Genomic DNA, 19951 nt, shown 5'->3' with positions numbered 1-19951 from the left:
AGGGGGGCCGTCCGAGTTCGGTGCGCGGCCGGGCCCCTCACCCTGTCCCTCTCCCAGAGGGAGAGGGGACGTCGTCGGGAGAGGGTGCGATAGCCTTGTGGAGGGGGAAGACGGGGGGTCTACGCGCCCGGTATCTTTTCGCTCCATCCCCCAGATCCCCGTGACCGTTCTCGTCGTCGGCGGCGGAGGCCGCGAGCACGCGCTCGTCGCTGCCCTCGCCCGGAGCCCGCGCCGGCCGCACCTGCTGTGCGCCCCAGGCAACCCTGGGACGGCCGCGTCCGCCGAGAACGTGGCCGTCGCCGCCGACGACCTCGACGGGCTCGTGGCCCTCGCGCTCGACCGCGGCGTGGACCTGGTCGTCGTCGGGCCCGAGGTGCCGCTCGTGGCCGGGCTGGCCGACCGGCTGGACCAAGCCGGGGTCCCGGTCGTCGGGCCGTCGAAGGCGGCGGCGCGGCTCGAAGGCTCGAAGGCGTTCGCGAAAGACGCCATGGCCCGGTTCGGCGTCCCCACGGCGGCCTCGCGGACGTTCGGGCTCGGGTCGCTCGACGAGGCCCGCGCGGCCGTCGACGGGCACCCGCTCCCGGTCGTCCTCAAGGCCGACGGGCTGGCGGCCGGCAAGGGCGTCGTCGTGGCCGAGACCCGGGAGGCCGCGCGCCAAGCGCTCGGCGACATGCTCGACCGGGGCGCGTTCGGCGCGGCCGGCTCGACGGTCGTCGTCGAGGAGTTTTTGGAGGGCGAGGAGGCCAGCGTGTTCGTCTTGACGGACGGCGAGGGGTTCGTGCTGCTCCCGGCGGCCCAGGACCACAAGCGGATCGGCGAGGGCGACACCGGGCCGAACACGGGCGGGATGGGCGCCTACGCCCCGGCGCCCGTCGTCACCGAGGCCGTCCGCCAGCGCGTCGTGGCCGAGGTCGTCCGGCCGATGCTCGACGGGATGCGGGCCGAGGGCCAGCCGTACCGCGGCGTCTTGTACGTCGGCCTGATGATCGGCGCCGACGGGGCGCCGCGCGTGATCGAGTTCAACTGCCGGTTCGGCGACCCCGAGGCCCAGGTGCTGCTGCCGCTGCTGGCGTCGGACCCGCTCGACCTGTTCGAGGCCATCGCCCACGGCCGCGTCGCCGAGACGACGGTCGAGGTGATCGACGGCGCCGCCGCGTGCGTCGTGCTGGCGTCGGAGGGGTACCCGGGCCCGGTCGAGACCGGCCGGCTGGTCACGGGGCTGGACCGGGCGGGCGAGCTCGCGACCGTCTTCCACGCCGGCACGGCGCGGTCGGCCGAGGGCAACGTGGTCACGGCCGGTGGCCGCGTGCTCGGCGTGACCGGCGTCGGCGACACGTTGCAGGCCGCCCTCGACGCGGCCTACGCCGGCGCCGACGCGGTCGCGTTCGAGGGCAAGACGCTCCGCCGTGACATCGGCCAGAAGGGGCTCCGCCGGCTGGCGGACTCGTGAGCGCCGCCAGCACGGGGGCGGGCCGTGGCGTGCACCGGCTGGCGTCCTACGGACGAACTCCGGTCGCTGTGGAGGGGGCGGCGGGGGATTCGGTAGCCTCTCGGATGGTGACTCCACCGCACGAGTCATCCCCGCGAAGGCGGGGATCCATGCGAGGCCGCGTCGGGCCCGAGAGACGCCGACAGACAGGGGGAGCGTTCCCTAGTCGACCTCGGTCGCCGGTCACGTCGGCGACCGTCACTCTGGGTCCCCGCCTTCGCGGGGACGACGGTGGGGGAGAGAATGAGCTCGACAGTGAGAGACTGTTGAGGTTCTCAACCTCCTCCCTTGGAAGAGGTGTCCGCCAAGCGGACGGAGGGTGTCTGCCGATCCCCGCACCCCGCTCGACACCCCCACCCGCTTCGCGGGAGCCCCCTCCAGGGGGCGGGCCGAACGCCGGCGGCCAATCCTTAACAGGCTCTGAGGCCCGTGCTCTCCCCACGCGCCGATCCGGTCCTGCCCGCTCATTGGGCCGTTCCATCGTACTCCTCGCGCTCGCGCTGGCGGCCTGCGCTGGCCCCACGCCGGCCCCGGACGCCCTCTTCCAGGACGCCCGCGCGCTCGCCGTCACGCCCGACGGCACGCTCTGGGTGGTCGATGCCGACGCGGTCGTCGCGCTCCGAGGCGGGGTCGTGGTCCGCCGGCTGAGCGGCGTTGGGACCGGCGACGGCGCGTTCCTCGACCCCGTCGATGTCGACCCGACGAACGGGCAGACGATCTACGTCGCCGACCGGGCCGCCGGCACCGTGTTGCAGTTCACGGCCGAGGGCCGGCTGGTCCGCGAGATCGTCGTGCCCGACGTGGATCCGGCCGAGGTCGTCCGCCAGTCGGTCGGGCCGGTGCGGCGGCGCGGCGTGCCCGTCGCCGTGGCCGCGGGGCCGGGCGGCACTCTCTACGTCGCCGATGCCGGCCGGAGCCACGTCTTGGCCCTCGACGCCGAGGGCGCCGTCGACCGCGTGCTCGGCGCGGGGCTGCTGGTCGAGCCCGTCGACCTCGCCGTGGACGGCCAGACGTTGTGGGTGGCGGACGCCGGGCGTGGCGGGCTCCAGGCGTTCGACCCGTTCGGCGCGCCGGGGCGGTTCCGGCCCACCTCGACCGAGCTCGGCCGGCTGGTGAGCGTGTCGGTCTCCCAGGGCCGGTTCGTGATCGTCGGGGTCGAGGGTCCGGTCGAGCAGGACGGCGACAGCCTCGCGTATCTCGTCGACGCGCCCGGTCTCCGTGGCGGAGTGTACCTCGGCGCGCGGACGCTCTATCTCACCCCGACCGGGTTCGTCGGCAGCGCGGTGGCCGACGTCGGACTGGGGGACGCCGAGCGGGATTGAACGTGAGCGGCGGGCGCGGGTACGTTGGCCGCTCGTCACCCCGCCGCCGCCCGCCCTCCGCTACCTCGTCCGCCGCGTTTCCGTCTGGCCCGATGAGGTCGTTGCTGAGGTCGCTATCCGTCGTCCTGCTGCTGGGCGCTGTCGCCCTGCCGGCGTCGGCGCAGACGGTCCGGCGCGACACGTTCGCGCTGGCGCCGGGCCAGGCCGTCGCCCGGCTCGACGCGCGGCCGATCCCGGGGACCGAGACCGTCGAGGTGTTTCGGGACACCGCGTTCGTGGCCCTCGGCCCGGACGGGTACACCCTCGACGGCACGGGCCGGTTGGAGCTGGCGACCGTCGCCGACACCGTCCGCTACGTCGCCGTGGCGTACCGGGGCGCGCCGGTCGTCGGGCCCGTCCGCGCGCGCGTCCCGTCGGTCGACTCGCTGCGGGCGTTGTACGCGCCGGACACGACGGGGCGGAGGCGCGGCCCGCCGGTCAGCACTCGGCCGCCGCCGTCGATCCTGACGACCGGGTCGATCACGCGCGGCGTCGTGGCCGGCTCGAACCGCGACGTGTCGGTCACGTCGGCGCTCCGGCTGTCGCTCGAAGGCGAGGTGTCGCCCGGCGTCGCGCTCCGCGCCGCGCTGACCGACGAGGACACGCCGATCCTGCCCGAGGGGACGACGCGCCAGCTCAGCGACCTCGACCGGGTCTACGTCGAGGTCGAGAGCGCCGCCCTCCGTGCCCGCTTGGGCGACGTCGACCTGGCGCTTCGGGGGACCGCGTTCGCGCCGCTGACGCGCCAGGTGCAGGGCGCCGTCGTCGAGGCCCGCGTGCCGTCAGTGGGCATCGTCCGCAGTGGGCGCGTGCTCGGCTCGGGGTCGGCCACGCGCGGGCGGTTCCGGAGCCAGGACGTCGTCGCCGTCGAGGGCGTCCAGGGGCCGTACCGGCTGGAGGGCGTGGCGGGCGAGGCGTTCGTCGTCGTGGTTCCGGGCAGCGAGCGGGTCTACCTCGACGGCCGTCTCCAGGAGCGCGGGGCCGGCGGGGACTACACGGTCGACTACGGAACCGGCGAGATCACGTTCACGCCGACGCGGCTCATCACGGCCGAGCGACGGATCACGGTCGACTTCGAGTACACCTCGGGCGGGCTCACACAGACGCTGCTGGCGACCGGCGTCGACCTCGACCTGGGCTCGGCCGAGCGGTCCCGCGCCCGGCTCGGCGTCCGCGTCTTCCGGGAGGCCGACGCGCTCGGCGGCGTGTCCGACCTCGGCCTGACCGACGCCGACCTCGACGCGCTCCGCGACGCCGGCGACACCGACGTCCTCGTCCCGGGCGAGCAGCGCGTGGCGTTCGACCCGGAGAGCCCGGTCGTCCTGTACACCCGCCGCGACACGACCGAGGCCGGGCAGCCGGTCTCCATCTTCGTCCCGGCCACGCCCGCCGACGCCGACGTCTTCCGCGTCCGGTTCTCGCGCGTGGCCCCGTTCACCGGGACGTACCGCCGGTCCGGCGCCGTCCGCAACGGGATCCTGTACGAGTACGTCGGGCCCGGGCGCGGCGACTTCGTCCCGTTCCGGATCCTGCCCCGGCCGGCGAGCCGAACCTTGGTCGACCTCCGGGGCGCGGTCGACCTCGTCCCGGGCGTCCAAGCGTTCGGCGAGTGGGCCCGGTCGGTCGACGACGGCAACACACTGTCGCCCATCGGCGATGGCAACGACGGGGCGGGCGCCGTCGAGCTCGGCCTGCGGCTGGCGGACGTGACCGTGGCCGGCGGGGCGCTGTCGGGCGAGGTCCTCCACCGTGACCGGGCCGATGCGTTCCGTCCCCTAGAGCGGGTTCGGGCGGTCGAGTTCAACCGTCGCTGGAACCTCGCCCGGGCCGGGACACCGTTCGCGGGGATCGACACGCTGGGCGAGGCGGTGACCGAGGGCGTGTTGCGATGGGCCCGGGAGGGCGCGGCGGTCGAGGCCGGCGGCGGCCACCTCGACTTGGACGGGTTCGCCTCGACGCGCGCCGAGGTGACGGCGGCGCTGGGGCAGGGGGGAGGGCCGACACTCGCGGTCGAGGGGAGTCTCACGGAGACCGGCGGGTCCGGCGTCGTCGCCGACCAACTCGGGAGCGGGTCGTTCCGGCGCGTGCTCGTCCGGGGCGCGGTCCCGCTGGGCGTCACGCGGCCGAGCCTGGCCGTCGAGCACGAGCGCCGCCGACAGGCCGGCGGGCTCCGCGTCGATTCGCTGCTCTCGGCGTCGTACGCCTTTTGGGCCGTCCGCCCGGGGCTGGGCGTGGCCGTCGGGCCGGCCGAGGGCGAGGCGACGGTCGAGCTCCGCCAGGAGTCCGAGCCGCTGGGCCCGCTGGGGCAGGAGCTGGTCGGCTCGGCGCAGTCGGTGACAGTCGAGGCGACGGGCCGGGTCCGAGGTGGGCCGGTCCCGACCGAGGGCCGGGTGGCCGTCCGCAGCAAGCGGTACGACGCGGCGTTCCAGGAGCTGGGCCGGCTCGACGGCGAGTCGGTCGCGCTCCGGCTCTCGTCCCGGACGACACTGGGCGGCGGGGCGCTCGACGGCCGGCTCGTCTACGACGCGCTGACGGAGCGGGCGCCGATCTTGCAGGAGACCTACGTCCTTGTCGGACAAGACCTCGGCGAGTTCGTCTGGCGCGATGGCGAAGGGGAGCCCCGGGCCGGCGAGCCCGACGGCGTCGCCCAGGTCGACGAGTTCTTCCCCGAGACGACGCCGCTCGAAGGGACCTACCTCCGCACGTTCGTCCCCGGCACCGACCTCGCGCCGACCGTCGGCGTCGGGCTCGGGCTCCGCGCCGACGTCCGGCCGGGGCGGCTGGCGTCGGGCGACGGGCTGGCGGCCCAACTCGCGCGCGTCGTCGCGTTGCGGACGACGGTCGACGTGCGGGAGCGGACGCGCGAGCGCGACGTGCTCCGCGTGCTGCTCCTCGACCCCGGCGTGTTGCAGCAGTCCGGCGCGGACGCCGAAACGGTCGAGGGCCGGCTCCGGGTCGAGCAGGAGGTCCGCCTGTTCCCCGACCTCCCCGACCGCGGCGGTCGACTCGTGGCCGACCACGCGCGGTCGACGAGCCGGCTGGCGGCCGGGCTCGAAACGCGCCTCATCCAGACGGGCCGGGCCGAGGCGTTCGGCCCGCTCGGCGGCGCCGTCGACGGGCGGCTCGCGGTCGTCGCCGGGCGGCGGCGGACCGTCAGCCAGGCGTTCGCCAGCCGGACGTACGACCTCCGCAGCGTCGGCGTCGAGGGCGCGCTCCGGTGGACGCCCTCGGGCCGCGTCACGGTCGCCGTCTCGCCGACCGTCGCCGACCGGACGGACGCGCTCGCCGGCCCGGGCCGGCCGACCGGCGCGCTCGTGGCCCGGCTCCCGGCCGAGGCGCGGTGGACCCGGTCGGGCCGGTTCTCGGCCGCCGCCCGCGCCGAGCTCTCGGTCGTGCGGTTGCGCGGCGACGGCGTGGGCGGGCTGTCCCTCTTTGAGCTGACCGACGGGCGCGGCCCGGGCACCTCGGCGCTGTGGGGGATCGACGCCCAGGTCGGGCTGACCGAGCGGCTCCGGGGGTCCGTCGTCTACGACGGCCGGGCGCCGGCCGACGGCCGCGTGGTGCAGACGGTCCGCGTCCAGGTCTCGGCGACGTTGTAGGCGGCCAGCGGCGGGCCCGTTACACTTTCGTAACGCCCGGTCGGCATCTTCGGCGTGCCGCCCGCTCCCACTCCTCGCCGGGCGGCCTCGCCATCCCTCCCCCCTCGTGCCGCTCTCCGCAGCGCTCCGAGCTCCGCGCGTGACGGCGCCGGGCGTCGGGGCCGTCCCCCCCGGGGCCACCCGGACCGCCGTGCGGTGGAGCGGGCCGGCGTCGGTCGGCGGGGCGGTCGGGGCGTGTCGTGGCCGAGGGGCCGCCGTGGGCGGCGGGGGCCCCCCCGGTGAGATCGTCGAGCGGATCGGCACGGTCGGGCGCGCCGTACTGTCGGCCACCGCCGCCCGCCCGGCCTCCGCCGGTCGGCCCCTTCGTCCTGTGCGCTCCGACGTGACGAGTCCCGCGCCCGCCCCCCTCCCACGATGAACCTCTTCAACTTCCTCACCGGCTCCCGCCCGCCCCTCGTCGAGCAGAGCATGACCGACCTCGGCGTGATGCTCGACACGGCCGACTCGATGTTCGCCGCGGCCACCAACTGCCTGCTCGACAACGAGCCGGTCCACGTCGACCTCGCGGAGCAGGACGACGTCATCAACGAGCGCGAGCAGAAGATCCGCCGGTCGGTCCTGGAGCACATCCTGGCCGACCCCCGGGCCGAGCTCGCGCTGAGCCTGCTCCTGGTCTCGATCGTCCAGGACGCCGAGCGGCTGGGCGACCTCGCCAAGAGCATCTCGAAGGCGTCGGCCTTGGCCTCGTCGCCCCGGATGGGCCGCCACGTCGAGGCGCTCCGCCCCATCCGCGACCGGGTCCAGAGCGCGTTCCCGCGCGTCCGCCGCTCGTTCATCGTCGGCGACGCCAAGGTCGGCCGCGTGGTGATGGACGAGCACACCCAGACCAAGGCCGACGTGGGCGGCTTCCTCACCGAGCTGGCCGCGGCCGACGACGTGACGTCGAACGAGGCCGTCGTCCTGTCGATCTCGGCGCGGATGATCGGCCGGACGTCGTCGCACCTGTCCAACATCGTCTCGGCGGTCGCCCTGCCGTTCGACCAGGTCCGCAACGCGCCCAACTGGGCCGACAACGACTAGAGCACCCCCCGGGTGGGTACGGGGTGCCGGGCACCGCCGGATCCGTCCTCGTCGCTCGCGCACCGAGTCCCCCGCACCCCCCTGCCCTCCGCCCCGGCGGCCCCTTCCCCCCCGACATGGCCCACGACCACGACCACACCGACGCCGCGACCGGCCTGCCGCCGATCACCGACGACGACCTCGACCGCGACCCGCTCACGCCGGCCCGCCGGCCGCTGTGGGTCCGCCTGTTGGGGCTCTTCGCGACGATGGTCGTGTTCGTCATCGCGCTCGAGCTGATGGGCGACGGGATCAAGGCGATCGGGCGGGGGAGCTTCGACCTGGAGGGGTTCCTGCGGACGGCGACCGACAGCCCGCTGCTCGGGCTCATCACGGGGATCCTGGTCACGAGCCTGGTCCAGTCGTCGTCCACGACGACGTCGCTCGTCGTGACGCTGGTGGCGACGGGCACGCTGCCGGTGCCGAGCGCGATCCCGGTCATCATGGGCGCCAACATCGGCACGACGGTGACCAACACGATCGTGTCGATGGGCCACATCACGCGGCCCGACGAGTTCAAGCGGGCCATCGCGGGGGCGACGGTCCACGACTTCTTCAACTGGATGTCGGTGCTGATCCTGCTGCCGCTGGAGCTGTTGTTCGGGGTGATCTCGCGGCCGGCGCTGGCCCTCGCCGAGGCGATTCCGGGCGTCGACAGCGGCGGCCTGGGCGACACGCCGTTCGACCAGCTCGCGGGGTGGCTCTTCGAGAGCGTGCTGGGCGAGAACGGCTGGGTCACGGCGGCCGTCGGGCTGACGCTGCTCTTTATCGCGCTCCGCTACCTCGTCGTGTTCCTCAAGTCGCTGGTCCTGGGCCGGAGCGAGGGGGCCCTCGACCGCTACGTGTTCGGCAACCCGCTCGTGGCGATGGGCTTCGGGATGGTCTTGACGTTCATGGTCCAGTCGTCGTCGGTGACGACGAGCCTGGTGATCCCGCTCATCGGGGCCGGCGTGCTGACCGTGCGGAAGGTGTTCCCCTACATGCTCGGGGCCAACGTCGGGACGACGGCGACGGGGATGTTCGCGGCGGCCATCGCGATCTCGTCGGGCGAGCCGGAGGCCGTGGCCGGGCTCGAGATCGCCCTGTGCCACACGCTGTTCAACGTGTTCGGCATCGTGCTCATCTACCCGCTCCCGTTCGTCCGCGAGGTCCCGATCCGGATGGCCGAGTTCGTCGGCGAGCTCGCGTTTAAGAACCGGCTCTACGCGGTGGCCTACGTCGCCGGCCTGTTCTACGTGTTGCCGGTGATCCTGGAGTTCATCTTTTAGAGGGGTACGAGGTGCGAGGTGCGGGGCACGAAGAGGGAGCGGCCGGGCGTACCCTGTACCCCGTACCCGGTACCCGACGCATGCGCCTCGTCCTCTGCCTCGTCCTCGCCGTCTCCGCGTGCGCCCAGACCGGCGAGAAGCCCGACGCCGTGGCCTCCGACCGCGACCGCCGGGCCGACTCCGTCGTTACCCGGCCGGACGTGCGGGCCGACTCGTTGGCGACGACGGACCTGGCGGTGACGTTGGGGGAGGGGACCGTCGGCGTCCGCGTTCACACGGCGCCGATCACGGACCCGCTGGGGAGCCCGGGCTTCGAGCGGTTCCCGCTCAACGCGCTCAACCTCCACGACGACGAGGGCACGTCGGTCGAGGCCGCGCTCGACGTGATCGGGCGGCGCGGCGGGCGGCTCGTCGAGCTGGTCCACACCGGCGAGCGGAACGTGGCGTTCACGGTCGACGGGCAGACGGTCCGGGCCGACCCGAACCGGATGTTCACCCCGGCCGGCCGGGCGCGGACGCTGGCGTCGCTCTCCCAGGCCGACGCCGCCGCCGAGGCCGCCCTCGCCGCTTTCGCCGACTCGGTCCTGGCGGTCTACGCGGCCGTCCCGCCGGCCGTCGTCGTGACGCTCCACAACAACACCGAGGCCAACTACTCGGCCGCCTCCTACGCGCCCGGCGCCGAGTACGCCGACGACGCCGAAGCCGTCACGGTCCACGACGGCACGGACCCCGACGACTTCTTCTTCGTCACCGACCGGGCGCTCTACGCCGCGCTCGCCGCGCGCGGGTTCAACGCGGTCTTGCAGGACAACGCCGCGGCCACCGACGACGGCTCGCTCTCGGTGTGGGCGGCGCGCGAGGGCGTGCCGTACGTCAACGTCGAGGCCCAGCACGGGCACCGGGCCGAGCAGGCGGCCATGATCGACGCGCTCCTCGACGTGCTCGGCGACCGGCGCTGAGGGCTGCGCACCAGAGGGCTGAGGGCTGCGCACCAGAGGGAGGAGGGAGAGGGTGGAGGGGGGTGTCTTCGCCCCGCCGTCCCCTCCGCGCTCTCCATCCGGGCCACCCTCCGGATCTGCGCGAGGCGCCGGGCTGAGATTTCTGTGGACCCGCCGGGGGGGGAGGGCCGTAGGACCGGGACCCTTCTCTGCGCTCGCTCATGTTTCGGAAGTCCTTCGCCGTCGTCGCCGTCCTGATCGTCGGCGGGCTCGTCGCCGCCGCCGTTGGGTCCATCGCCGACCCCGAGTCCGTCGTCATCCCGGACCCCATCGAGCGGGACCTCGGCGACATCCTGGAGCGGGACACGCTCGTCGCGCTCACGTCGTACACCTCGACGAGCTACTTCCTGTACCGGGGCCAGGCGTTCGGCTTCGAGTACGAGCTGCTCCGGGACTTCGCCGAGGACCAGGACATCGTGTTCGAGATCAAGGTGGTCCCGCCCGACAGCATCCTGTACTACCTCAACGCGGGCCTGGGCGACATCGCGGCGGCCCGGCTCCAGCCGGTCGACGAGGACACGTCGCGGTTCGGGTTCACCGTCAACCTGTACGAGACCCAGCCGGTCGTCGTCCAGGCGACGCCGTCCGCCGACACGGCCGACGTCGTGGCGCCCGAGGTCCCCGAGGCCATCGCCGAGCGCCGGGGCCAGGTCCAGGGCGGCGACGTCCCGACCGAGCCGGTCACCATCAAGGCCCGCCCGGTCCGCCGGCCGGCCGACCTCGCCGGCCAGGAGGTGTTCCTGCCCGAGGACGACCCCTACGTCGACCGGCTCGTCGAGCTCCAGGACCGGATCACGGGCGACATCCGGGTCGTCGAGGTCGACACGACGAGCGAGGCGCTCATCCGGAACGTGGCCGTCGGCAACATCGAGCTGACGGTGGCCCAGGAGAACGTGGCCCAGCTCGAGGAGGGGTACTACGAGAACTTGGTGGTCCAGCCGGCCGTCGGCTCCCCGCACGGGGTCGCGTGGGCCGTCCGCGACAACGCGCCCGCGCTCCGGGCCGCGCTCGACGAGTGGATCGTCGAGAACCGCGAGACCCAGCGCTGGAACCAGCTCTACCGGAAGTACTACGTCGACCGCCGGGGCTACCGCGAGCGGATCGAGACGGGGTTCTTGACCGGCGAGACCGGCAACCTCTCCGGCTACGACGACCTCTTGAAGCGCTACGCGCCGACCGTCGGGTGGGACTGGCGCCTGCTGGCGAGCCAGATGTACCAGGAGAGCCGGTTCGAGCCGCGGGCCCAGTCGTGGGCCGGGGCCATGGGGCTCTTGCAGATCATGCCGGCGACGGCCCAGGACCTCGGGCTCGAGGACCCCTACGACCCCGAGGCCAACGTCGAGGCCGCCGCGCGCTACCTCAAGTGGCTCGAAGAGAACTACTGGGCCGACGAGATCGCGGACCCCGCCGAACGGATCAAGTTCATCCTGGCCAGCTACAACGCCGGGGCCGGCCACGTCTTGGACGCCATGCGCCTGACGGAGGCCGAGGGCGGCGACCGGGCCGTCTGGGACGACGTGGCGTACTGGCTCCTCCAGAAGTCGGACCCCGACGTGTACAACCGCCCGGAGGTCCGGCACGGCTACGCCCGCGGGCTCGAGCCGGTCCACTACGTCTCGATCATCCTGGAGCGGTTCGCCCACTACCAGCAGTTCGTCGAGGGCGAGGAGGGGGCCGACGCGGTCCCGAGCCAGGAGCGCGTCGAGAGCTGACCGCGGTCGGACGCGGAGGGCCGGGCCTGGGGGATGTGCTGAACCCCATGGGGCACACCGTCCGGCATCCCCGCGCATCCCGTGCGCGCCTACCTTCCGGCGTGCCCCTCACCCCGTCCGCATGACCGAGTTCGCTACGACCGACGCCGCCCGCGCGGCGATGAAGGAGGCCCTCGTCGACGCGCTCCACGACAACCGCGAGTGGTTCCGCGAGCTCGTCCAGGAGGCGCTCGTCGAGGTGGCCACGGCCGAGGCCCGCCGCGAGGCCGACGTCCGCGCCGCCTACGCCGACCGCCAGCGGCCCCACGCCCTCCCCCACGGGCAGGCGTAGGCGTTCACGCGCCCGGGAGCAGCGGCGCCCCGTCGTCGTCCGACGCCGCCTCCGGGGCGAGGTCGAGGTCGATGACCACCACGTCCTCCTCCTGGACCGACGCGGGCGGCTCCTCGTCCTGGATCGAGTACGTCACGTTCAGGTTTCTCACCGACGCGTACGGGAGCACGAGGTAGTCCCCGTCGATCGGGTAGAACCGCTCGTCCTGGGGCGGCGGCGGGGCCCCGTACACCCGCGGCGCGGCCACGTCCAGCGACCGCCGCTGGGCGTTCGCGAGCACCAGCCGGTCCAGGTCTCCGTCGGCGAAGTAGTAGTCGACGAGGACGCCCCAGTAGAGCACCAGGCTCCCGCCGTGCTCGACCAGCGCGGAGACCATGGCGAACCCGAACTTCCGCTCCATCTCCTGCCGGATCTCGGCGAGGGGGAGCGACTCCTCGCCGGCCCGGAACACGCGGGCCTCGCCCGAGAGGAGGTAGTACCAGTCGTTGTCGAACCGGAACATCCGGTAGCGCAGGTCGAGCCGCAGCCGCCGGACCGCCCAGTGAAACAGGAGGCCGAGCCCCGCCGCCGCGGCCGTCGTCACGAGGACGTAGAGCGCGATCGGGAGAAGGTTCCGGTGGACCGCGGCGAAGTCGGCCGTGAGGCCGCCCGATGCGTCGCCGGGCCATCCCGACAGGAGCGCCAGAAACGCGCTGGAGTCGAGGTCCGTCCACGGCAGGGCGCCCACGACGAGCGCGCCCGCGGCGTGGACCCCCACGGCCCACACGATGCCCCGCCCGACCTCGTTCGGGAACGACCCCAGCGAGAGCGGGCTCTTCCCGAACAGCCCCCGCCGGTAGGTGTAGCTCAGCAGGACGCCGGGCAGGAGCAGCAGGGTGATGACGAGGGCCGGGAGGGCGAGGTTCATGTGCGCCTCCGGCCGGGCCCGCTACCCCGTCGTGTACTCCTTCCTCGACGGGCGGAAGTAGACCACCTTGTCGCCCGTTTTGACTTTGACCACCTTCCCCGCCCGCGTCGCCCCGAGCAACTGGGACGCCCACTCCGGACGGGACAGGACCTGCCGCGCGATCTTCGACACGGTGGCTTTGTTCGTAGACATCGGTCTGGGGGAGAGGAGGCGTTGGGGAGTCCGTCGAGGGGGGCCGCCGAGGAGGCCACGGTCGGACGGTCCATGATAGGCAACGAGCCCGCGTTCGGTTTCGGGCCGGCCTTGCAATTCTTAACCCCGCCAGGCCCGGCTACCGTGACGCCTTCGACCCGAGCCCCGCTTGGCAGAACGAGCGGACGGTGTGGGGCCCGACGCGAGCGTTACCCGGCGCGTCTTGACGGCACCCGCTGCTCGAACGTGACGGCCACCTCGTCGCCTGGCCGGGCGTCCGCCAGCGCGGCCGTGAGGTCGTCGGCCGAGCGGGTGGGGGACCGTGAGGAGCCGGTCACCGGACGCGAGCCCGGCCTGAGCCGCCGGCGTCCCCGAGCGGACGGGCCGTGTCACGAGCGCTCCGGCGTCGTCGGGCGCGAGGGGGGCGGCGCCGACCGCTTCCTTGGATGGCGGCCGGGAACGCGGGTCGGCCCCGGTCGATAGGCGCGGACCTCCCCGCCCCCGCCGTGCCCCGACTCGCCCTCCTCCTCGCCGCCGCCCTCGCGCTCTCCGCCTGCGCCGGCGACGGCCGGACCCCGCTCCTGGTCTACTCGCCCCACGGCAAGGAGATGCTCCGGGCCTACGAAGAGGCGTTCGAGGCCGAGCACCCAACCGTCGACGTCCAGTGGATCGACCTCGGGAGCCAGGAGGTCTACGACCGGATCGCGGGCGAGCGGGCCAACCCCCAGGCCTCGGTCTGGTGGGGCGCGCCCCAGACCCTGTTCATGCAGGCCGCCGCCGACTCGCTCTTGGAGCCGTTCACGCCGTCGTGGGCGAGCGCGGTGCCGGCCTCGGCCAAGGACCCGCAGGGCCGGTGGTACGGGACCTACCTCACACCCGAGGGCGTCCTCTTCAACACCGACGCCGTCGCCGAGGCCGAGGTCCCGGCCGACTGGGACGCGCTCCTCGACGACCGCTGGCGCGACCGGCTCCTGATCCGTTCGCCCCTCGAGTCCGGCACCATGCGGACGATCTGGGGCGCGCTCATCTTGCGCCAGCCGACCGTCGAGGACGGGTACCGCTGGCTCGCCCAGCTCGACCAGAACACGAAGGGCTACGCGGCCAACCCCACTCAGCTCTACCTCCGCATCGCGAGGGGCGAGGCCGACCTGACGCTGTGGAACCTGCCCGACACCTACCTCCAGGCCCAGGACTACCCGTTCGGGTTCCACGCGCCGACCTCTGGCACGCCCGTGCTCGTCGACGCCGTCGGCATCCCGGCCGGGGCGCCCCAGCCGGAGTTGGCCCGCGAGTTCATCGAGTTCGTCACCACAACGGACGCGCTCGTCCGCCAGGCCGCCGACTTCCACCGGATCCCCGCCCGTACCGACGTCCCGGCCGACCGCCTGCCGGGCTGGATGGGCGAGGGCACCTACACCCCGATGGACCTCGACTGGGACCGGCTGGCGACCGAAGGCCCCCAGTGGATGCAGGTCTGGGACGAGCAGATCAAGGGCCGCGGCGCCGAGTACCTCGCCGAGAACGGCGGGTGAGCGTGTGGACGGGTGGACACGTGGACCTGTGGACGTGGGACGATCACGTACTCGGCCCTCGATCCCCCCGCCGTGTCGTCCTGAGCTTGCGAAGGATCTCAGCACGGTCCTCGACCTACCATCTCCTACGGCTCCGTCACCGCTCCTACGGCTCCGTCACCGCGTTGAGGTCCTTCGCTGGCGCTCAGGATGACAAGCTGGATGCCTCATCAGAGGTCGCAATAGCCCTGCTCTGGACGTGGGGGCGCGCGGCGGAGCGTGGCAGGCGGGGTATGTTCGGCACCCGGACGCTCCGACCCCGCGCCATCACGCTCCGCCCGTTCCTGCTCGTGGCCCTCGGCGGCGCCGTCGGCGCGGTGCTGCGGTACGGCGTGGGGCTGGCGGCGCTCCGGGTGGCCGGCCCCGGCGTGCCGTGGGGGACGTGGGCGGCCAACGCCCTCGGCTGCCTGCTCATCGGGCTCGCGCTCCCGCTCGCCCGCGGTGACGACGTGCGGCTCGCCCTCCTCGTTGGCGTGCTCGGGTCATTCACGACGTTCTCGACTTACTCCGCCGACACGCTGTTGCTGTGGGAGGCCGGCCGGCGCGGGCTCGCGGTCGCGAACGCGGCGGGGAGCGTGGCCGTCGGGCTCGCGTTCGTGGCGGTCGGGCTGGCCGTCGGCCGGTCGCTCGCGGCGGGCTAGGGAGCCCTCACTGCGGGATGCTCACCTCGGTGTCACGAGACCGAGGACCGAGGACGGGCTCGTCCGGCGGTCCCCGGTCCCCGACGTCCCGAAGGCCTCGACCGCCCGCGCGGAAGGATTCGGCGCGGACGGCGCGGCGCGGGTCCGTTCGCCTTGCCGGGCCGGGCGGACGGTCGGATCTTGCCGGCCCCTCTCGCCCGCTCCCCGCCGCCGTGGCCCGCCTTTCCCGTCTCGTCCTGCTGCTCGCGCTCTGCGCCGCCGGCGCCGCCCACGCCCAACCGGCGACGGCCGAGTCCGTGCCCGCCGCCGAGGCCGCTTTCCAGAACGGGCTCGCGTCGTACGGGCAGGGCGAGTACGCCGAGGCCGAGCGCCTCTTCACCCGGGCCGCCGACGAGTTCGGTTACAACGAGCGGACGACGGCAGCCACGCTGATGACGGCCAAGGCGGCCTACGCCGACGGCGACTTCGCCGCGGCCCTCGCCGCCGCCGACCGGCTGGTCTCGGTGTACCCCTCGAGCCGGTACGCCGACGAGGCCCGGCGCGTCCGCGACCTCGCCGTCCAGGGCGGGCCGGGCGGGCGCGGGCGGCCGTTCGACCTGGGCGTGGTCCTGCCCGTCGCCGGGGCGGACGGGTACCTCGGCCAAGCCCTGTTCAACGGGATCCGGATCGCGGTCGACGAGCGGAACGCCTCGGGCCGGGGACGGCCGGTGCGGATGGTGTTCCGCGACTCGCGCGGGACCGGCGACGGGGCGAGGGCTGCCGTCGAGGGCGTCGTCGGCCAGGGCGCCGACGCGGTCGTGGGGCCGCTCTTCAGCGACGAGGCCGAGCCCGCTGGGGCGGCGGCCGAGGCCGCGGGCGTCGTGCTGGTGGCCCCGCTGGCGACCGACGAGGCCGTCGGGCAGGGCCGCCGGTTCGTGTTCCAGGCCAACCCGACGTTCCCGGCGCGCGGCCGGGCCATGGCCCGCTACGCCGTCGGCCGGTTGGGCGCCGACCGGTTGGGCGTGGCCTCGCAACGGGGGACGCTGGGCGCCGACATGGCCGGCGCGTTCGCGACCGAGGCCGCCCGGCTCGGCGCGTCCATCGCGTTCCAGGAGTCGCTCGCCGACGCGACGATGTGGGAGGACCTCGACCGCGCCGTCGGCGGGTCGTTGTTGCAGGGCGTCGACGCGGTCTACCTCCCGGTGACCGGCCGCGACGCCCCGCTCTACGCGGCCGACGCGCTCCGGGCCCTCGACGCGCTCGGCCGCCCGCCGCGCCCGCTCGGCAACACCGAGTGGGAGGGGCTCTCGTCGTCGACGGCCCGCGCCAGCCGGCTGGGCGCCGTGTTCACCCAGGACTTCTTCGTGGCGCCGGGCGCCGCCGACGCCTTCGGCCGCCGTTACCGCGCGCTCGCCGGGATCGGCCAGGACCGGCTCGCCATCATCGGCTACGACATCACGCGGTTCCTGCTCGCGACGATCGACGCCGACGAGGCCGACCTCGCCGACGCGCTCCGCCAGGCGGCCCTGTTCGAGGGGCTCGGCCACCGGTTCCGGTTCGAGGGCGGCCAGGTGAACGAGGCCCTCTACGTGCTCGGCTTCCGCGACGGCCAGGCGGTGCTGCTGGAGTAGGTCGAGGAGCCAGAAATCAGCGCGGGCGGGAGACGGTCCGGTGGGGAACCCGTCGGCGCCTCGTCGGAGGCCCGATTGCCGTTTCCTGACTCCTGTTTCCGCCCCGCCCGTCTTCGCCGCTTCTCGTCGGCGTCGGCGCGGGGCGGAGGGCGAGATTGGGCTGCAATAAGCCGTCACCGGTCCCGTTCGTGCCCGCATCGCGCCCCGCCTCCTCCCGACCGTTTATGCCGATCCGTTCCGGGCTCCTCGCCTTCGTCGTCGTCGCCTTGGGGGCGTGCGGAGGCGGCCCCACGACGTTCGGCTCGGCCCAGGAGGCGTACGACCGGGGCGTCGAGGCCGCCGAGCGCGGCAAGCACGCGCTCGCGGCCGAGTACCTCCGCGCCGCCCTCGACTTCGGCCGGACCGGCGAGCTCGCCGACGACGCCCAGCTCGCGCTCGCCCGGGCCTACGCCGCCGACGGGCAGTACCTGCTCGCGGGCAACGAGTTCACCCGCTTTATCGAGTTCTACCGGACCGACCCGCGCGTCGAGCAGGCGGCGTACGAGCGGATCCAGGCCTACGCCGCGCTGAGCCCGCGTTACGAGCTCGACCAGACCGACACGCGCCAGGCGCTGAGCTACATCCGGATCTTCCTCCAGCAGTACCCGGCGAGCCCCAACGTCCCGGCCGCCGAGGCGCTCGCGGCCGAGCTGAGGGAGAAGCTGGCTCGCAAGGAGTACCAGGGCGGCCGGCTCTACGAGCGCCGCGAGTACTACGAGGCCGCGGTCATCAAGTACCGGGGCGTCCTCGACGAGTACCCGTCCAGCGTCTACGCCGACGACGCCCTGCTCGGCGCGCTCCGCGCTCAGGTCGCCTACGCCGACGGCAGCGTCCGGGACCGCCAGCTCTCGCGCTACCGGGCCGCCCTCGACCTCTACGACCAGCTGACGACGCTCTTCCCCCAGAGCCCGGTCCTGGCCGAGGCGCAGGACCTCTACGACCGGGCCTACGGCGGCTGGCGGGCGGCCGGCGGGGACGAGACGGCCGCCGAGTAGCGGGCCGACGAGCCCCGCCAGTCCGTCTGACCTGCCAGTGAGGAGCTCCCTCACCCAGGGAAACTGTAGGGGCACGCCGGTGGCGTGCCCTCGGACGAACGCGGTGCGACGCGGGCACGCCACCGGCGTGCCCCTACGCAAGCCTCCCCCCAGGACGCAGGCGTCTGTGGCGCCGCGCGCGCCCTGTCCCGAGATTCGTCGTCCGTCGTCCGTTGTCTGCTCGGGACCGCGTGTGACTCCGCGAGGTCGAGCGGCGGCTCTCCCCGTGTCCCCCTTCCGGGGCGCCCTGCCCATGCCCTTCCACCCCGACGCCGTCTCCCGCGCCCAGGCCGGCGACGCGGCGGCCCGCGAGGCCCTGCTCGCCGCCGTCACGTCGCCGATCCAGGCCTTTTTTCGCAGCCGGATCGGGGCCGCGCCCGAGGTCGACGACCTGGTCCAGAACGCGCTCCTGCGCGTCCACCGCGGCCTCGACGCGCTCCAGCGGCCCGACCGGTTCAAGGCGTTCGCCATGAAAGCGGCGCTCTTCGAGCTCCAGGACTTCTACCGCGGCCGCTACTCGACGCGCGAGGCCCTCTTCGACCCCGACCTCCCGACGCCGGGCTCGGTCGACGCCGACGACGTCGGGCTCCGGCTCGACCTCGAAGCGGCCCTCGCCACCCTCACTGACCACGCCCGGACCATCATCGAGCTCCGCGAGCTGGGCTACCCCTACGCCGAGATCGCCGAGACGCTCGACACGACCGAAGCCGCCGTCAAAATGCAGGTCAAGCGGGCCTTCGACAAGCTCCGCGACGTGCTCGCCGACGGCACCGTCCAGACCCTCGCCGTCCTCGTCCTCGCCGCGCTCGCGGCCTGACCCCCCTCCCCATGAGCGACCTCGACGCCCTCGCCTTCTACGACGCGCTCCCGCCCGACGAGCGGGCCGCCCTCGACGCGGCGCTCCGCGAGCACCCGGCGCTCGCCGAGGCGTTCGCGCGGTGGCAGAGCCTGCGGGCCAGCGTCCGCGCCGAGCTCGCGCGCGACCTGCCCGACCGCGCGCTCCTGGTCCTCTACGCGCTCGCCGACGACGACCTGCTGACCGACGCCGAGCGGGCCCAGGTGGACGCAGCCCGTCCGGCCCTCGACGCCGCGCTCGACGCCCACCCCGGCTTGGTCGCCGCCGTCCGCCGGATCCGGGCCGACCGCGACGCCTTCGACGCCGCCTGGGCCGACGCCCTCGCGCCGGACGGTGTCCGACCGACCGCAGAGGGCTCGCGAGTCGGCACGTCGTCGCTCGCGGCGTCCCCTCTCCCCGTGGGAGAGGGACAGGGTGAGGGGGAGCGGGGGCCACGTCCCGTCCGGCGGCTCGCGTCTGCCGACCGTCCCGCGCTCCGGGCCGCGCGCCCGACGCGGTGGATCGCCCGTGTGGCCGCCGTCGCCGCCGTCGTCGCGTTCGCCGGGGTCCTAACGTTCCTCGCGATGCGCGACGCGGGCTGGGAGACCGTGGCCGGCGCCCAGACCGTCACGCTCGCCGACGGCTCGACGATCCAGCTCGCCGACGGCGCCCGCCTCCAGCTCTCCGACGACGACCCGCGCCAGGCCCGGATGCTCGGAGGTCGGGCCCTCTTCCGCATCGCCCACGACCCGGCCCACCCGTTCGAGGTGACGACGCCGAACGCCGAGGTGATGGTGCTCGGCACCACGTTCACCGTCGACGCGACCGACGTCGAGACCGAGGTGACCCTCGTTCAGGGCGCCGTGACGCTCATGCCCCGGGCGACGCCCGACGCGGCGGTCCGCCTGGCGCCCGGCGAGCGGAGCCGCGTGCTCGCGCTCGACGCGCCGACCACGCCCGAGCCCGCCGACCTCGGCACGCTCGCGTGGACCGGGTCGGTGTTCGCCCGCGACCTGACGCTGGGCGAAGTCGCCCGCCAGCTGGCGGAGCGGTTCGACACGCCGGTCGCCGTCGCCCCGGCGCTCGACGGCGAGCGCGTCTCCGACGGCGAGTACGGCGCCGACGGCCTGCGCGACGCGCTCGACAAGCTGGCGCTGGCGCTCGGCGCCCACGTCGAGGCCGAGGGCGGCGGGTTCCGGATTGTGGAGTAGGGGCCGGGCGCGGACGTGCGGGGGCCGTCCGTTG

General features: G+C 74.2%; 17 protein-coding genes. 14 read left to right on the top strand and 3 right to left on the bottom strand.

Translation table 11 applies throughout. The features are described from left to right. Positions 1-160 precede the first annotated feature (160 nt). From purD to ACOOHE_RS13270, 8 genes are all read left to right on the top strand, one after another. Complete coding sequence (gene purD / locus ACOOHE_RS13305; RefSeq protein ID WP_420454571.1) at positions 161-1450, top strand: phosphoribosylamine--glycine ligase; 1290 nt, start codon at positions 161-163, stop codon at positions 1448-1450. 506 nt (positions 1451-1956) lie between these two features. Further along, on the top strand, positions 1957-2811 hold the full coding sequence (locus tag ACOOHE_RS13300) for a hypothetical protein (RefSeq protein WP_420454570.1): 855 nt from the start codon (positions 1957-1959) through the stop codon (positions 2809-2811). 92 nt (positions 2812-2903) lie between these two features. Continuing rightward, on the top strand, positions 2904-6449 hold the full coding sequence (locus tag ACOOHE_RS13295) for a hypothetical protein (RefSeq protein WP_420454569.1): 3546 nt from the start codon (positions 2904-2906) through the stop codon (positions 6447-6449). Positions 6450-6863: 414 nt separating this feature from the next. Continuing rightward, on the top strand, positions 6864-7529 hold the full coding sequence (locus tag ACOOHE_RS13290; protein WP_420454568.1) for a PhoU domain-containing protein: 666 nt from the start codon (positions 6864-6866) through the stop codon (positions 7527-7529). A gap of 116 nt (positions 7530-7645) precedes the next feature. Then, entirely contained in the window at positions 7646-8836 is a 1191-nt protein-coding gene (locus tag ACOOHE_RS13285) for a Na/Pi symporter (protein WP_420454567.1), read from the top strand. 80 nt (positions 8837-8916) lie between these two features. Beyond that, positions 8917-9795, top strand: coding sequence for a hypothetical protein (locus ACOOHE_RS13280; RefSeq protein ID WP_420454566.1), 879 nt, complete (start codon positions 8917-8919; stop codon positions 9793-9795). Between the two features lie 200 nt (positions 9796-9995). Continuing rightward, complete coding sequence (locus ACOOHE_RS13275) at positions 9996-11546, top strand: transglycosylase SLT domain-containing protein (RefSeq protein ID WP_420454565.1); 1551 nt, start codon at positions 9996-9998, stop codon at positions 11544-11546. Positions 11547-11667: 121 nt separating this feature from the next. After that, positions 11668-11877, top strand: coding sequence for a hypothetical protein (locus tag ACOOHE_RS13270; RefSeq protein WP_420454564.1), 210 nt, complete (start codon positions 11668-11670; stop codon positions 11875-11877). 4 nt (positions 11878-11881) lie between these two features. Here the strand turns inward: ACOOHE_RS13270 and ACOOHE_RS13265 are convergent, their stop codons facing one another. The 3 genes from ACOOHE_RS13265 to ACOOHE_RS13255 form a co-directional block, all read right to left on the bottom strand. After that, a complete protein-coding gene (locus ACOOHE_RS13265; protein ID WP_420454563.1) occupies positions 11882-12784 on the bottom strand; it encodes a hypothetical protein in 903 nt (300 codons plus the stop codon). A 21-nt stretch (positions 12785-12805) separates the two neighbouring features. Next, positions 12806-12976, bottom strand: coding sequence for a hypothetical protein (locus tag ACOOHE_RS13260; RefSeq protein WP_420454562.1), 171 nt, complete (start codon positions 12974-12976; stop codon positions 12806-12808). A 209-nt stretch (positions 12977-13185) separates the two neighbouring features. Next, on the bottom strand, positions 13186-13314 hold the full coding sequence (locus ACOOHE_RS13255) for a hypothetical protein (protein WP_420454561.1): 129 nt from the start codon (positions 13312-13314) through the stop codon (positions 13186-13188). Between the two features lie 168 nt (positions 13315-13482). Here ACOOHE_RS13255 and ACOOHE_RS13250 point away from each other — a divergent pair, with 168 nt between their 5' ends. The 6 genes from ACOOHE_RS13250 (at position 13483) to ACOOHE_RS13225 (ending at position 19917) form a co-directional block, all read left to right on the top strand. After that, the gene (locus tag ACOOHE_RS13250; RefSeq protein ID WP_420454560.1) at positions 13483-14508 is read left to right on the top strand and encodes an extracellular solute-binding protein; all 1026 of its coding nucleotides are present in this window, start codon (positions 13483-13485) and stop codon (positions 14506-14508) included. Between the two features lie 272 nt (positions 14509-14780). Further along, entirely contained in the window at positions 14781-15188 is a 408-nt protein-coding gene (crcB, locus tag ACOOHE_RS13245) for a fluoride efflux transporter CrcB (RefSeq protein ID WP_420454559.1), read from the top strand. Positions 15189-15400: 212 nt separating this feature from the next. Then, entirely contained in the window at positions 15401-16798 is a 1398-nt protein-coding gene (locus ACOOHE_RS13240) for an ABC transporter substrate-binding protein (RefSeq protein ID WP_420454558.1), read from the top strand. Positions 16799-17022: 224 nt separating this feature from the next. Next, entirely contained in the window at positions 17023-17832 is an 810-nt protein-coding gene (locus ACOOHE_RS13235; protein WP_420454557.1) for an outer membrane protein assembly factor BamD, read from the top strand. Between the two features lie 292 nt (positions 17833-18124). Beyond that, positions 18125-18688 (top strand): RNA polymerase sigma factor, encoded by a 564-nt coding sequence (locus ACOOHE_RS13230; RefSeq protein WP_420454556.1) that lies wholly within the window; start codon positions 18125-18127, stop codon positions 18686-18688. A gap of 11 nt (positions 18689-18699) precedes the next feature. After that, entirely contained in the window at positions 18700-19917 is a 1218-nt protein-coding gene (locus ACOOHE_RS13225; protein ID WP_420454555.1) for a FecR family protein, read from the top strand. Positions 19918-19951 lie beyond the last annotated feature (34 nt).

The sequence above is a fragment of the Rubrivirga sp. genome (assembly GCF_965213695.1).
Taxonomy (GTDB): Bacteria; Bacteroidota; Rhodothermia; order Rhodothermales; family Rubricoccaceae; genus Rubrivirga.
This window is presented reverse-complemented; position numbering and strand designations above follow the sequence as displayed.

Coding starts and splice junctions, on each gene's coding strand:
- ACOOHE_RS13275 (WP_420454565.1), top strand. CDS start 9,996: ATGTTTCGGAAGTCCTTCGCCGTCGTCGCCGTCCTGATCGTCGGCGGG.
- crcB (WP_420454559.1), top strand. CDS start 14,781: ATGTTCGGCACCCGGACGCTCCGACCCCGCGCCATCACGCTCCGCCCG.
- ACOOHE_RS13265 (WP_420454563.1), bottom strand. CDS start 12,784: ATGAACCTCGCCCTCCCGGCCCTCGTCATCACCCTGCTGCTCCTGCCC.
- ACOOHE_RS13290 (WP_420454568.1), top strand. CDS start 6,864: ATGAACCTCTTCAACTTCCTCACCGGCTCCCGCCCGCCCCTCGTCGAG.
- ACOOHE_RS13270 (WP_420454564.1), top strand. CDS start 11,668: ATGACCGAGTTCGCTACGACCGACGCCGCCCGCGCGGCGATGAAGGAG.
- ACOOHE_RS13295 (WP_420454569.1), top strand. CDS start 2,904: ATGAGGTCGTTGCTGAGGTCGCTATCCGTCGTCCTGCTGCTGGGCGCT.
- ACOOHE_RS13230 (WP_420454556.1), top strand. CDS start 18,125: ATGCCCTTCCACCCCGACGCCGTCTCCCGCGCCCAGGCCGGCGACGCG.
- ACOOHE_RS13260 (WP_420454562.1), bottom strand. CDS start 12,976: ATGTCTACGAACAAAGCCACCGTGTCGAAGATCGCGCGGCAGGTCCTG.
- ACOOHE_RS13225 (WP_420454555.1), top strand. CDS start 18,700: ATGAGCGACCTCGACGCCCTCGCCTTCTACGACGCGCTCCCGCCCGAC.
- ACOOHE_RS13285 (WP_420454567.1), top strand. CDS start 7,646: ATGGCCCACGACCACGACCACACCGACGCCGCGACCGGCCTGCCGCCG.
- ACOOHE_RS13235 (WP_420454557.1), top strand. CDS start 17,023: ATGCCGATCCGTTCCGGGCTCCTCGCCTTCGTCGTCGTCGCCTTGGGG.
- ACOOHE_RS13280 (WP_420454566.1), top strand. CDS start 8,917: ATGCGCCTCGTCCTCTGCCTCGTCCTCGCCGTCTCCGCGTGCGCCCAG.